Consider the following 12,759-nt stretch of genomic DNA (forward strand, 5'->3'; position numbering starts at 1 on the left):
AAATACCATATTTAAGGGGAGAAACATTATGGCAAAAGAAATGATCGCAATGATCCTGGCCGGCGGACAAGGCTCACGCCTGTATGCGCTGACCCAGAAGCTGGCCAAGCCGGCGGTACCCTTTGGCGGAAAGTACCGCATTATCGACTTCCCACTTTCCAACTGTGTCAACTCCGACATTGACACGGTTGGCATCCTGACCCAGTATCAGCCGCTGGTTCTGAACGAATACATCGGCAACGGTCAGCCTTGGGACCTGGACCGCCTGCATGGCGGTGTACATGTTCTGCCTCCGTATCAGCAGGCCAGCGGCTCTGACTGGTACAAGGGCACTGCCAACGCCATTTATCAGAATATTTCCTTCATTGATCGGTATGATCCGCAGTATGTCATTATCCTGTCGGGCGACCAGATCTGCAAGCAGGACTACAGCGATTTCCTGCGCTTCCACAAGGAAAAGAACGCCGAGTTCAGCGTTGCCGTCATGGAAGTGCCATGGAGCGAGGCTTCCCGCTTCGGCCTGATGGTCACCGACAATGACGACCGTATCAATGAGTTCCAGGAAAAGCCGAAGGATCCCAAGTCCAATCTGGCTTCCATGGGTATCTACATCTTCAACTGGGATGTGCTCAAGGCCTACCTGATCGCCGACGAAGCGGATCCCAACTCCGAAAATGACTTCGGCAAGAACGTCATTCCCGCACTGCTCAAGGATGGCCGCCGCATGTATGCGTACCGCTTCAGCGGCTACTGGAAGGATGTGGGCACCATTTCTTCCCTGTGGCAGGCCAACATGGAAGTGCTGGATCCCTCTCATTCCGGCATCAACCTGTTTGATGAAAACTGGAAGATTTACTCCCGCAACTCCGGCCGTCCCTGCCAGCAGATCGGCACGGATGCCGACATTGAAAACTCCATGGTCACCGAAGGCTGCAAGGTCAACGGCACCGTCAAGAACTCCATCCTCTTCTCGGGCGTTGTGGTCGAAAAGGGTGCAACGGTCGAAGCCGCTGTTGTCATGGGAGGTACGGTCATCAAGGCCGGCGCTACCGTGGCACACTGCATCGTCGCCGAAAACTGCACCATCGAAGAAGGTGCAACCGTCGGCAAGATGCCCGAAGGCGGCCTGAACATTGCCGAACCCGGCGATGTGGCAACTCTGGGCGCCGGCGTCAAGATCGGCAAGGGCGCAACGGTGGGCCCCAAGGCAATGGTCTCCAATGATGTAAAGGATGGTGAGGAACAATGGTAAGCAGCAACGCAAACGCTCTGGGCGTTATTTTCGCCAACTCTTATGATAACCTTGTCCCCGAACTGGTGGCGGAGCGCACAATGGCCTCCATCCCGTTTGCGGGCCGTTACCGCATGATCGACTTCACTCTGTCCAACATGGCAAACTCCGGTGTGGACAATGTGTCGATCATCGTCCGCAAGAACTACCACTCCCTGATGGACCATCTGGGAGCCGGCCGTGAATGGGACCTGACCCGCAAGCGCGGCGGTCTGAACATTATCCCGCCTTTTGCAGAGCGCAGCGTCAAGCTGTACTCCGGCCGCGTGGATGCACTGGCCAGTGTGCTGACCTGGCTGGCTGCACAGAAAGAGCGCTATGTCATTCTCTCTGACTCCCACATCGCCATGAACTTCAACTTCAACAAGCTGCTGGAAGCGCATATCAACAGCGGCGCCGACGTGACCATGGTTTATAACCGTGCGGAAATTCCCGATGGTGCCCGCAATGACAACTACACCATCCGGATGGATGCCAACGGCCGTGTGACCGAACTGCTGTCCAACGATTATCGTCCCGGCATGCAGAATCTGTCCATGAACCTGTATGTCATCGAGCGTGAAAGCCTGATCCAGCTGGTCCGTGACGCTGCTGTCCGCGGCCTGGTCTACTTTGAACGGGATATCCTGGCCCGCAACCTCAGCCTGCTGAACGTCCAGGCTTATGAGTTTACCGGCTATGCCGCCCGTCTGGCGGATATGAAGAGCTATTTCGACGAGAATATGCGCCTACTGCAGCCGGGTAACGTCGATCAGCTGTTTGACCCCGCCAACCCCATCTACACCAAGATTCGTGATGATAACCCCACCCGTTACATCAGCGGCAGCAAGGTCAAGAACAGCCTGCTGGCTGACGGCTGCGTCATCGAGGGTGAGGTCGAGAACAGTGTGCTGTTCCGCGGCTGCGTTGTCAAGAAGGGCGCCGTGGTCAAGAACAGCGTGCTCATGCAGGATACCATTGTGGAAGAAAACTGCTCCGTTGAATATGTCGTGACTGATAAGAACGTTCATATCACCACCGGCAAGCAGCTGTGCGGCACCGATTCGTTCCCGGTGTTCGTTGCCAAGAACCACACGGTTTGATCGCTCAAAAAGGCGGGCCGCCACATCTCCCCGGCGACCGCGCCTGATTGAGAGGGCGGGGGAGTCTCCCGCCCTTTCTTTTACTTCTCCGCGCATTGCGCGTGATAGATCCGCAAGGAGGCTACCCAACCATGAGAATTTTGTATGCAGCCAGCGAAGCAGCCCCATATGCCAAGTCCGGCGGTCTGGCCGACGTGGCTGGTGCCCTGCCTAAAGCTCTTGTCCGGGACGGTATCGACTGTCGTGTGGTGATGCCGCTGTACAATGACCTGAAGTTCAAGGACACCCTGACTTATGTCACCAATTTCAGTGTGCCGGTGGGGTGGCGCAGCCAGTATTGCGGCCTGTTCAAGGCCGAGCATGACGGCGTTACCTTCTACTTCATCGACAACGAATATTACTTCAAGCGCAGCGGATTGTATGGCTTCTATGATGATGGCGAGCGCTTTGCTTTCTTTGCCCGCGCCATTCTGGAAATGCTGTTCTATACGGATTTCGAGCCCGATATCATCAACTGCAACGACTGGCAGACCGCACTGACGCCGGTATACCTGAACCTGTATTATCGTCACCTGGACAAGTTCAACCGGATCAAGACGGTGTTTACCATCCACAACATTGCCTATCAGGGCAAGTATGGTCTGGATATTCTGGAAGATACCTGCGGTATCGGCAATCGGGATGCCCATGTGGTCGAGTACGACGGCTGTGCCAACTTCATGAAGGGCGCCATCGAGACCGCCGATAAGGTCACCACTGTCAGCCCTACCTACGCCCAGGAAATTCTGGATCCCTGGTTCAGCCATGGCCTGGATGGTCTGCTGCGTCAGAAACAGTACAAGCTGTGCGGTATCCTCAACGGCATTGATGTGGACGTGTTTAACCCGGCCACCGACCCCGATATCGTCAAAAACTATGATGTCGATACCTTCCAGGAAGGCAAGGCGGCCTGCAAGGCAGCTTTGCAGGATGAGATGAACCTGAACAAGGACGGCAGTCCGGTCATGGCCATGGTCACCCGTTTGGTAGGCCATAAGGGTGTGGATCTGGTCCGCTCCATCGCCGAAGGCCTGCTGCAGCAGGGAATTGAACTGGTCATCCTCGGTTCCGGTGAAGCGCAGTACGAAAACTTCTTCAATGAACTGTGCGCCCGCCATCCGGGCCGCGTGGGTGTGTACATCGGCTTCAATGCCAAGCTGGCCCAGCGGATCTATTCCGGTGCCGATATCTTCCTGATGCCGTCCCGCTCCGAACCCTGCGGTTTGGCCCAGATGGTCTCCTGCCGCTATGGCACCATTCCGGTGGTGCGCGAGACTGGCGGTCTGCGGGATTCCATTCACGACTCCGGTGACGGGTATGGAAATGGCTTTACCTTTGCCAACTACAATGCCCATGAGCTGTATGAAGCTTGCTGGCGTGCCAAGGAAGGATATTGGCAGAAGGATGGCTGGCCGATTCTGGTCCGCCGTGCCATGGAGTGCGACTTCAGCTGGTCCAACTCCGCCAAGAGCTATGAGGGCATGTACAACGAGGTCGTCAATCTCTGGTAATCATCACATAAACTGAGGCAGATCTCCTGTCGGGATTCCCGGCAGGAGATTTTTTTGTCGGTTGCACCATTTTCACACATTTTGCAAACAAAACCGATACAATCGAAAGGTATTATTGCTATATGGAACCGTGTGGGATACAATAAATGGTGAAGGATGTGGATGATGATGTCAACAAAAACCAAAAAGCCGCGGGCGGGTCTGGCGCTTTTGGGTCTGGCGGCGGCTGCAGTGGTGCTGGCTTTTACCGCACGGGAACTGATTCCTCTGCTGCAGCCAGGAAAAGAAACGGATACAATGCAGACGGCCAGTACACAACTTTCGGAAAGTCTGCCCACGCCGGTCAGTGAGCCGGAGGATGAGCCGGAAGCCGTGGCAACACCGGCTGTAACGGCCACACCCTTTGCGGGGTGGGATGTGGAAACGCTGGATGCTTTCTGCGCACAGCAGCCAAGCGGCTTTTCTGTGTATGCGAAGGACCTGGAAACCGGGGCCGTGTATACATATAATACGGAAACAGAATATTACCCGGCCAGCACGCTGAAAGCGGCGTATGCACTGTGGCTGTGTGAGCAGGCGGAGCAAGGCGTGCTGGATATGGAGGGGGATGTGCGGAATACCTTCTCCTTCGGCACACTGGCCGGCACCAAACTGAATGCCTATGACGGCGTTTCCATGATCCCGGCCTGGGATGTCATGTATGCGATGATCACAGTCAGTGATAACAACGCCATGGACATGCTGGTGGCAACCTGGCCGGCAAATGAAGAGAGCGGATTCTGTGATTTTCTGGCCGATCTTGGGTTTCATGCTCCGTATACCTGTTCCATGACGGAGGAGGACGGCATCCAGGGCATTATGAATGTATCTGATGCCGGTCTGCTGATGCAGGCACTTTATCAGTATTTCGGAACGGAAACCAGCACCTCGCTTCAGCTGATGGACTGCTTCCTGGATGCAGAACACACGGCGCTGTACATACCGGAAGGGGTGGAAGCTGCCAAAAAGTATGGCAGCTGGGATTATGCCTTCCATGACTTTGCCATTGTGTATGCGGAACACCCTTACATTCTTTGCTGCATGACTGACCAGGGCGACCAGAACGTGGATTTTCCGCCGGCTGTGGTGGCGGCTATGCAGGAACTGGGACAGCTGGTCTATGCCCAGGAAAGTGCCTGAACGGTTGCCTCTGTTGCCCTCGGCTGCTATATAATAAGGAAAGCCCGGTGCTTCATGGAGAAGCATCGGGCTTTTTGTTCAGTTGGTCTGTAAATGATTATCGACCCATTTGATCAACATATCCAGGGCCACTTCGTTGCGTCCGCCTTCCGGCACAATCAGGTCGGCTTTTCGCTTGCTTGGCTCGACAAACTGTTCATGCATGGGTTTGACGGTGGTCAGATACTGCTTCACTACGCTGTCCAGGGTGCGTCCCCGGGATTTCACATCGCGGACGATGCGCCGCAGAATGCGAACATCCGCATCTGTGTCCACAAAGACCTTCAAATCCATCATGCTGCACAGTTCGGCAGAATCAAAGATCAGGATCCCCTCCACAATAATGACCGGCGCGGGGGAGACCGTCACCGTTTTATCGCTGCGGTTATGAATGGAGTAGTTATACACCGGAACCTGGACCGTTTCACCGCGCCGCAGGGCGCGCAGGTGCTCAACCAGCAAGTCGGTGTCAAAAGAATCAGGGTGATCGTAATTGAGCTTGCAGCGCTCTTCATAGGGCAGCTCATCGTGACGTTTGTAGTAGCTGTCGTGGTTGATGACACTCACTTCATGTTCGCCAAAGTGTTCCCGCAGCCGTGCCGTCAGGGTGCTTTTGCCGCTGCCGGTGCCCCCAGCAATGCCGATGATGGTAGTTTTCATTCCTGAACGTCCCCTTTGTCAGACTGTAAAGGTGATCTGGCGTCCTGTGGGCTGGTAGGCCCGGAAGCTGACCCCCGCCATGCTCAGAAGGCGGCGGCTGGCGATGCTCATATCGGCATCATGGTATTTGTCCGAAAGATATACAATCTCCTTGATTCCGCTCTGAATGATGCTCTTGGCGCATTCGTTGCAGGGGAACAAGGTCACATATACCCGGGCTCCCCGCAGATCGCTGTGGGCGGAGTTCAGAATGGCATTGAGTTCGGCATGACAGACATACATGTATTTGGTCTCCAATGCCGGACCTTCCCGTTCCCAGGGCATATCGTCATCGTTGCACCCGGTGGGCATGCCGTTGTACCCCAGAGACAAAATCTTGTTTTCGGGACTGACGATGCACGCCCCCACCTGACTGTTGCTGTCCTTGCTTCGCATGGCGGACAGCAGGGCAATGCCCATGAAATATTCGTCCCAGCTGATATAATCGGTGCGTTTCATCGTTCCACACAACCTTTCTTGTACCGGCAAACAGTCCGGCACGGATACACATCTTGCTTTTATTATACTGTCCAGGGTACAGCCGCGCAACCCCCTGTAAAGCGACTGTCAAACTTTTGTGAAGTCGGGCGGATGGCGGCATCGCGCATCCTGCAGATACTTGCAGCGGGTGGCTTCACCGCCGCGCAGATGGCGCTCGGCTTTGTTTTTTTGCAGTACCTTTCGTACCTCTGCCCACAGACCGGGATTCAGGCGCCTCAGCCGTGTCTGATCTTTCCAGACGGTGCTTTTGCTTACGCCAAATACCCGTGCTGCCGCCCGCACTGTTGCACCGCTGCGCACCAGATACCGCCCCACCTCCACCGCACGCTCTTCGGGGTCGCCTTTCATACACAAACCTCCCTTGCATAGGATCGTTTTGCCAAACCCTATGCCGGAAAAGGGGACTGTATGCTATTCCCGACCTGAAAAGCAGACAGCCCCCGGGCCAAAAGACCCGAGGGCTGCTGAAAGATATCGAGGAGAGGGGAAGAACGGGGGCTGCCAGATGGCCCTGTAAAGCAAAAGTGCCTTACAGCTTTTGGTTATCCATATGTATGACGTCCCGCAAAAACACAAAGCGGCCGGGTGGACTTCCCGGTGCCGATGAGCTGTACGGCAGCTGCCAGGGTAGCTCCGGCGCTGGTGCAGGCCGGCACGCCATCAAAGAACAAAACCTCCCGGGCGGCGCGTTCTGCATCAGCGGTGCTCACGGTCAGTACTGTGTCAACCACATAAGGGTTGTAGTTTTCCGGTATAAATCCGGGCCCGATGCCGGAAATACCGTGATGCCCGATGTACCCGCCTGAAATGGCGGCGCATTCGCTGGGTTCCACCGCCACAATGCGGATCATGCTGTTCCAGGCTTTCAGGTATTCGGCCACACCGGTGATGGTGCCGCCGCTGCCAACGCCAATCACCACGGCATCGATGGAGTCGTTGCAGGCCTTCAGGATCTGGGGGCCTGTCACACGGCGGTGGTATTCCGGGTTGTCATCGTTGGCAAAATAGTTGGTATAGTATCCGTTGTATCGCTTGGCGGTGTCGGCCGCTACCCGTTCCAGGGCTTTGCGCCCGCCGCCGCTGCACACCACGATTCGCGCCCCCAGATTTTGCAGATGCTGGCGGCGGGAGAGCGGCAGGCTGCTGGGCACTACCAGGATGCAGGGATGCCCTGTGGTAGCGCAGGACACAGCCAGCGCAGCACCAAAACTGCCGGAGCTGGCTTCCACCACCGGCATACCGGGCTTCAGTGTACCGCGCTCAGTGGCAAAGGCTAGCATCGTTTCTGCAACGCCGTCCTTGCAGGTCCCGGTCGCCCCGCCGAAATCCAGGTATGCCAGAATGGCGCTGGGCAGACCGTGGCGCCCCGAATATCTGGACAGGCGAACCACCGGACACTTATATACATCCTGATAATAGCTTTGCAGGATGGCCATGGCCTTCCACCGTCCTTTCGGGAAAATTGGATGCTTTTTGTCAGATACTTCATTATTATATCATAAAACGGCAGGCTTTGCACCTTTTTCGGGATAGAAAATCCCGGAATGGAGGATCTTTAGGTTTGGTGCCGGGGAAAAAATTACGTCAGACACAGAATTTTGCTTGACAGGAATGACCCGGAGTGTTATAATTCATCTGCTGTAAAGAAAAATACTTTACATTGTCGAAGGGAAGGAGGCGCCGCCGTGGCCCCCAAAAGCCAGAAAAACCTGACGTTTTCGGTGCTGCTGGATTATTACGGCCCTGTCCTGACCGAAAAACAGCGTGCCATCCTGACCGAATATTATGATCAGGACCTGTCCCTGGCAGAGATTGCCGAAAATTACGGCATCACCCGTCAGGGCGTGCGGGATGCCATCAAACATGGCGAAGCGACGCTGACCGAGATGGAGCAGAACCTGGGCTATGCTGAAAAGGACGCGGCCCAGCGTGCCGATCTCGCCCGCCTGGAACAGCTTGTCATGGAAATCCGCTGCTGCAACACCGGCCTGTTTACGCCGGTGCCGCAGATCACCCGGGATACGGACGAGATCCTGGCTATTCTCAAACGTCTGAATACCTGACCACAGGGAGGGAACACACCGTGGCATTTGAATCATTGAGCGAACGCCTTTCGGGCGTGTTCAAAAAACTGCGCGGCAAGGGCAAACTGAATGAAGCAGACATCAAGGCGGCCATGCGGGAAGTACGCATGGCGCTGCTGGAAGCTGACGTCAACTACAAGGTTGCCAAAGATTTCTGCGCGCAGGTTTCCGAACGTGCCATGGGACAGGAAGTCATGGAAAGCCTGACCCCCGCCCAGCAGGTGGTCAAGATCGTCAACGAGGAACTGACCCGGCTGATGGGCGGTGACGAACCCCAGACCCTGCACATCAAAAACAAGGGACAGACCGTCATCATGATGTGCGGCCTGCAAGGCAACGGTAAAACCACCCATGCTGCCAAGCTGGGCAAGTATTACCGCGGCCAGGGCCGTCGGCCGCTGCTGGTGGCCTGCGATATTTATCGTCCCGCCGCCATTGATCAGCTGCGTATCGTCGGCCAGCAGGCCGGGGTGCCGGTGTTTGAGATGGGCACTGAAAAGCCCGAGATCATCGCCGCCAAGGCCATGGCGTATGCCCGCGACCACGGAAATGACATCGTGATTCTGGATACCGCCGGCCGCCTGCAGATCGACGATGCGCTCATGGGCGAGCTGGTGCGCATCAAAGAAGCGGTGGAAGTGGACGAGACCCTGCTGGTCGTGGATGCCATGGCCGGTCAGGAAGCCGTCAATGTGGCCAAGACCTTCAATGAAAAGGTGGGCATCAGCGGTGTTATCCTGACCAAGACCGACGGTGACACCCGCGGCGGTGCAGCCTTGTCGGTTCTGGCTGTTACCGGTAAGCCCATCTACTTCCAGGGCACCGGCGAAAAGCTGGACGCTCTTGAACCCTTCTATCCCGCCCGTATGTCCAGCCGCATCCTGGGCATGGGCGATGTCCTTTCGCTTATCGAGCGTGCGCAGTCCGTACAGGACGATAAGGCTGCCGAACAGGCAGCCCGGCGCATGATGGAAAATAAATTCGACCTGAACGATATGCTGGCCCAGTTCTCCCAGATCAAAAAGATGGGCGGTGCGGCCGCACTGCTGGGAATGTTGCCCGGCGGCAATCAGATTGATCTCGATCAGATTGATGATAAGGCCATGGCCCATATCGAAGCCATCATCTATTCCATGACGCCGGCAGAGCGGGAGCATCCTTCCATCATCAACCCCAAGCGCAAACGCCGCATTGCGGCGGGCAGCGGCCGTACGGTGGAAGAGGTCAACAAGCTGCTTCGTCAGTTTGAGATGATGCAAAAGCTGATGAAAAAGGCCAAGCGAAATCCCAAGGGCTTTATGCGCAGCCTGGGTGGGCTGGGCGGTCTTAAAGGCCTGCGGTAAACACAAGGTTATCTCTCCCGGATACGGGGTGGATATATAAAACAGGCCCCGTCCGGGCCGTCAAATCAATAATGACTTTTTTGGAGGAAACACATCATGGTCAAGATTCGTCTGCGCCGTCTGGGCGCCAAGAAGAACCCCTTCTATCGCGTTGTTGTCGCTGACAGCCGTTTCGCTCGTGACGGCCGCTTCATCGAGGAGATCGGCTACTATGATCCCACCACCGAGCCCTCTGTGGTCAAGATCGACGCCGAGAAGGCCAAGCAGTGGCTGGCCAACGGCGCTCAGCCGACCGACACCGTTCGCGTTCTGCTGAAGAAGGCCGAGATCCTGTAACCTGTCTAAGCGTAAGGGAGGGACCCCAGATGCAGGAACTGCTGATTGCCGTTGCCCGCGGTCTTGTGGAAGACAAGGACGCGGTGCGGGTCACGGTTGACCCTGCGCGTGAGGACGGCACCGTCGTCTACCACCTGAGCGTGGCCGAAAACGATATGGGCCGTGTGATCGGCAAACAGGGCCGCATCGCCAAGGCGATTCGCGTGGTCATGCGTGCCGCTGCCGTCCGCCAGGGCGAAAAAGTTGTGGTGGAGATCGACTGACACTCCATTGCTTTCCGCAAGCACTTTGCCCCCGGGCAAAGTGCTTTTTTACTGATTGTCTTTTTGGAGGTTTACTCATGTCTGATTTTCTCCCGGCTTTCAAGGTTGTCACCACCCATGGTGTGCGTGGTGAAATGAAAGCCCAGCCCCTGTGTGACGGTGCTGCCTTCCTGGCCCGCATCAAGCGGGTGTACACTTCAGCCCAGGGCGCGGGCGAAACCCCGCTGCTGGGGGTGCGTGCCCAGGGCAACATGCTTCTGGTGCGTCTGGGCGGTGTGGATACCATGGATGCGGCCCGTGCACGGGTGGGGCATACCTACTACTTTGCCAAACAGGATGCCAGACTGCCAAAAGGCCGTTATTTCATTGATGACTTGTTGGGGTGTGCGGTCGTGGATGCGGATACCGACATCGTGTACGGGACTGTCACCGAAATTGACCACCCGGCTGCTCATGATATCTATACCGTCCGTCGGGAGGATGGCAGCACGGCACTGTTTCCTGCTGTACCGGAATTCCTGGACCGGGTGGATCTGGAGGCGCGGAAGGTGTATGTGCGTCCCATTCCCGGCATGTTCGATCAGCCAGTCAACGGGGATGAGGAGTGAGCCATGCGCATTGATATCGTAACGCTCTTTCCGGAGCTTTGCCAGAGTTTTCTTGGGGCCAGCATTCTGGGGCGTGCGGCGGATAAAGGCTTGTTTGAGGCCCACTGCCATCAGATTCGGGATTACACCACCAACAAGCAGAAACAGACCGATGACTACCCCTACGGCGGCGGCTGCGGGATGGTGCTGTATGCCCAGCCCATTGCCGATTGCCTGCGGGACGTGATCCGCCAATGTGAGGCACAGGGCCGCCCTCGCCCGCATATTGTTTTTATGACGGCGGGTGGCCAGCCCTATAACCAGCAGATAGCCAAGCGTCTGGCTCAATGTGATTCCCTGACCCTGGTCTGCGGCCACTACGAGGGCATCGACGAACGGGTCATTGAGGCCTTTGCTGACGAGGAAATCTCCATCGGTGACTATGTCCTCACCGGTGGGGAACTGGCCAGCCTGGTGGTGGCGGATAGTGTGCTGCGCCTGCAGCCCGGTGTACTGGCCGAAGAACAGGGCTACCAGGAAGAAAGCCACTGGGATGGCCTGCTGGAATATCCCCAGTATACCCGTCCGGAAGTATGGGAAGGCCGACCTGTTCCGCCGGTGCTGCTCACCGGGGATCACGGGAAAATCACCACATGGCGTTCCCGTCAGGCCCATGCCCGCACGGCGGCCCGCCGTCCGGACCTGTATAAAGACTGGTGCCTGCGCCATCCCTTGCATCCTCGCCGCTGGAAGCGCAATGAGCGCGCTGAACTGATCCGCACAGACGCAGCCCTGGATGCAGCAGCGCAGGTGTATGCTGCGTCCTGGCAGGCCATGTGCGCTCCTGTGTGTACCGCAGAGTATGTGGCCCAGCATACGCCCCAGACTATGCGTGCCGAGCTGCAGGCTGATCGTGCCGCCGGGTGGGCCTTCTACTTGCACAGCACTGCCGGCGTGCCGGACGCCCTGATAGGGGTCTGCCACAAGGCGGGGGAGATCGGCCGGTTGTATGTCCGCCCCGAATCCCAGGGGCAGGGCATCGGTGCACTTTTGCTGGAATTTGCCAGAAAAAAGCTGTCGGAGCATGCGGCGCCCCATCTGTTTGTGCTGGATGTCAACCTTCCGGCCCTGGCACTGTATCTGCGTATGGGATATCGGTTTGACAGTGTGGCAAAGGTGTATGATCCGGCCGAAAATCCGGCCGCTGTGCAGTTTTGCCGGGAACTGAAATTCATCTATGCACCGAGAAAAACTGAAGAGGAAAAATCGGAAAACTGACTTTTTTGTGCTGATTCACAACAGTGTTGAAAATAAACTGGTTAAAATGTACAAAGAACGGGCGCAAGGTTTGTCGGAAATGCGGAATCCTGACAAATTTGCTGTTTTCCACTGTACAAAGTCGAACAAATGGGATAAAATAAAATCATCCGGGCGGCTACCTTTAGTGCAAACACCGCCTGACACTTGCCCGCGGTAGAAAAGCTTGGGCGTATTATTTTCACAAAGTAGGAGAGAATAGCTATGTACGTTAAAGAAGTTACCGTTGAGAATCAGGTTGGTCTGCACGCTCGTCCGGCTACGTTCTTCATTCAGAAGGCCAACGAGTACAAATCCTCTATCTGGGTCGAGAAAGAGGAGCGCCGCGTCAACGCCAAGTCCCTGTTGGGCGTTCTGAGCCTGGGCATCGTTGGCGGCACCACCATCCGCATCATTGCGGACGGCACCGACGAGCAGGCCGCTGTCGACGGTCTGGTCAAGCTGGTCAACTCCGGCTTCTCTGAATAATCCCATGATTCTCTTCGGCC

General features: G+C 56.3%; 15 protein-coding genes. 11 read left to right on the forward strand and 4 right to left on the reverse strand.

The window, feature by feature from the left end:
• Window positions 1-28: 28 nt before the first annotated feature.
• From AC127K_RS12995 to AC127K_RS13010, 4 genes are all read left to right on the forward strand, one after another.
• Complete coding sequence (locus tag AC127K_RS12995) at window positions 29-1,252, forward strand: glucose-1-phosphate adenylyltransferase (RefSeq protein WP_294540130.1); 1,224 nt, start codon at window positions 29-31, stop codon at window positions 1,250-1,252.
• The gene (gene glgD / locus AC127K_RS13000; RefSeq protein WP_483720904.1) at window positions 1,246-2,373 is read left to right on the forward strand and encodes a glucose-1-phosphate adenylyltransferase subunit GlgD; all 1,128 of its coding nucleotides are present in this window, start codon (window positions 1,246-1,248) and stop codon (window positions 2,371-2,373) included. The genes AC127K_RS12995 and glgD overlap by 7 nt, the downstream gene beginning before the upstream one ends.
• Window positions 2,374-2,504: 131 nt before the next feature.
• The gene (gene glgA / locus AC127K_RS13005; protein WP_483720905.1) at window positions 2,505-3,923 is read left to right on the forward strand and encodes a glycogen synthase GlgA; all 1,419 of its coding nucleotides are present in this window, start codon (window positions 2,505-2,507) and stop codon (window positions 3,921-3,923) included.
• Window positions 3,924-4,088: 165 nt separating this feature from the next.
• Window positions 4,089-5,102: a serine hydrolase gene (locus tag AC127K_RS13010; protein WP_483720906.1), complete on the forward strand. Its 1,014-nt coding sequence runs from the start codon at window positions 4,089-4,091 to the stop codon at window positions 5,100-5,102.
• 78 nt (window positions 5,103-5,180) lie between these two features.
• Here AC127K_RS13010 and udk read toward each other — a convergent pair whose 3' ends face one another.
• The 4 genes from udk to AC127K_RS13030 all read right to left on the reverse strand — a co-directional run bounded on the left by udk (window position 5,181) and on the right by AC127K_RS13030 (window position 7,777).
• Entirely contained in the window at window positions 5,181-5,801 is a 621-nt protein-coding gene (gene udk / locus AC127K_RS13015; RefSeq protein ID WP_294540122.1) for a uridine kinase, read from the reverse strand.
• A gap of 18 nt (window positions 5,802-5,819) precedes the next feature.
• Window positions 5,820-6,299, reverse strand: a complete 480-nt coding sequence (locus AC127K_RS13020) for a deoxycytidylate deaminase (protein WP_483720907.1) — start codon at window positions 6,297-6,299, stop codon at window positions 5,820-5,822.
• A 108-nt stretch (window positions 6,300-6,407) separates the two neighbouring features.
• The gene (locus AC127K_RS13025; protein ID WP_294540118.1) at window positions 6,408-6,689 is read right to left on the reverse strand and encodes a sporulation transcriptional regulator SpoIIID; all 282 of its coding nucleotides are present in this window, start codon (window positions 6,687-6,689) and stop codon (window positions 6,408-6,410) included.
• Between the two features lie 194 nt (window positions 6,690-6,883).
• Window positions 6,884-7,777: a PLP-dependent cysteine synthase family protein gene (locus AC127K_RS13030; protein WP_294540116.1), complete on the reverse strand. Its 894-nt coding sequence runs from the start codon at window positions 7,775-7,777 to the stop codon at window positions 6,884-6,886.
• 249 nt (window positions 7,778-8,026) lie between these two features.
• On the opposite strand from AC127K_RS13030, the gene AC127K_RS13035 reads away from it, so the two are divergent.
• The 7 genes from AC127K_RS13035 (at window position 8,027) to AC127K_RS13065 (ending at window position 12,739) form a co-directional block, all read left to right on the forward strand.
• Window positions 8,027-8,404, forward strand: coding sequence for a sigma factor-like helix-turn-helix DNA-binding protein (locus tag AC127K_RS13035; protein ID WP_294540114.1), 378 nt, complete (start codon window positions 8,027-8,029; stop codon window positions 8,402-8,404).
• Window positions 8,405-8,424: 20 nt separating this feature from the next.
• Entirely contained in the window at window positions 8,425-9,768 is a 1,344-nt protein-coding gene (gene ffh / locus AC127K_RS13040; RefSeq protein WP_294540112.1) for a signal recognition particle protein, read from the forward strand.
• Between the two features lie 93 nt (window positions 9,769-9,861).
• Window positions 9,862-10,104 carry a 30S ribosomal protein S16 gene (gene rpsP, locus AC127K_RS13045; RefSeq protein WP_204645819.1) on the forward strand — a complete coding sequence of 81 codons (243 nt, stop codon included), beginning with the start codon at window positions 9,862-9,864 and terminating at the stop codon, window positions 10,102-10,104.
• 29 nt (window positions 10,105-10,133) lie between these two features.
• Window positions 10,134-10,367 carry a KH domain-containing protein gene (locus AC127K_RS13050; RefSeq protein ID WP_204645596.1) on the forward strand — a complete coding sequence of 78 codons (234 nt, stop codon included), beginning with the start codon at window positions 10,134-10,136 and terminating at the stop codon, window positions 10,365-10,367.
• Window positions 10,368-10,444: 77 nt separating this feature from the next.
• Window positions 10,445-10,975 carry a ribosome maturation factor RimM gene (gene rimM / locus AC127K_RS13055; RefSeq protein WP_294540108.1) on the forward strand — a complete coding sequence of 177 codons (531 nt, stop codon included), beginning with the start codon at window positions 10,445-10,447 and terminating at the stop codon, window positions 10,973-10,975.
• 3 nt (window positions 10,976-10,978) lie between these two features.
• Window positions 10,979-12,232, forward strand: a complete 1,254-nt coding sequence (gene trmD / locus AC127K_RS13060) for a tRNA (guanosine(37)-N1)-methyltransferase TrmD (protein ID WP_483720908.1) — start codon at window positions 10,979-10,981, stop codon at window positions 12,230-12,232.
• 243 nt (window positions 12,233-12,475) lie between these two features.
• Window positions 12,476-12,739 (forward strand): HPr family phosphocarrier protein, encoded by a 264-nt coding sequence (locus AC127K_RS13065; RefSeq protein WP_113999630.1) that lies wholly within the window; start codon window positions 12,476-12,478, stop codon window positions 12,737-12,739.
• The last annotated feature ends 20 nt before the right edge of the window (window positions 12,740-12,759 follow it).

This window comes from Subdoligranulum sp. DSM 23681 (genome assembly GCF_057005535.1).

Coding starts and splice junctions, on each gene's coding strand:
- AC127K_RS12995 (WP_294540130.1), top strand. CDS start 29: ATGGCAAAAGAAATGATCGCAATGATCCTGGCCGGCGGACAAGGCTCA.
- glgD (WP_483720904.1), top strand. CDS start 1,246: ATGGTAAGCAGCAACGCAAACGCTCTGGGCGTTATTTTCGCCAACTCT.
- glgA (WP_483720905.1), top strand. CDS start 2,505: ATGAGAATTTTGTATGCAGCCAGCGAAGCAGCCCCATATGCCAAGTCC.
- AC127K_RS13010 (WP_483720906.1), top strand. CDS start 4,089: ATGATGTCAACAAAAACCAAAAAGCCGCGGGCGGGTCTGGCGCTTTTG.
- udk (WP_294540122.1), bottom strand. CDS start 5,801: ATGAAAACTACCATCATCGGCATTGCTGGGGGCACCGGCAGCGGCAAA.
- AC127K_RS13020 (WP_483720907.1), bottom strand. CDS start 6,299: ATGAAACGCACCGATTATATCAGCTGGGACGAATATTTCATGGGCATT.
- AC127K_RS13025 (WP_294540118.1), bottom strand. CDS start 6,689: ATGAAAGGCGACCCCGAAGAGCGTGCGGTGGAGGTGGGGCGGTATCTG.
- AC127K_RS13030 (WP_294540116.1), bottom strand. CDS start 7,777: ATGGCCATCCTGCAAAGCTATTATCAGGATGTATATAAGTGTCCGGTG.
- AC127K_RS13050 (WP_204645596.1), top strand. CDS start 10,134: ATGCAGGAACTGCTGATTGCCGTTGCCCGCGGTCTTGTGGAAGACAAG.
- rimM (WP_294540108.1), top strand. CDS start 10,445: ATGTCTGATTTTCTCCCGGCTTTCAAGGTTGTCACCACCCATGGTGTG.
- trmD (WP_483720908.1), top strand. CDS start 10,979: ATGCGCATTGATATCGTAACGCTCTTTCCGGAGCTTTGCCAGAGTTTT.
- AC127K_RS13065 (WP_113999630.1), top strand. CDS start 12,476: ATGTACGTTAAAGAAGTTACCGTTGAGAATCAGGTTGGTCTGCACGCT.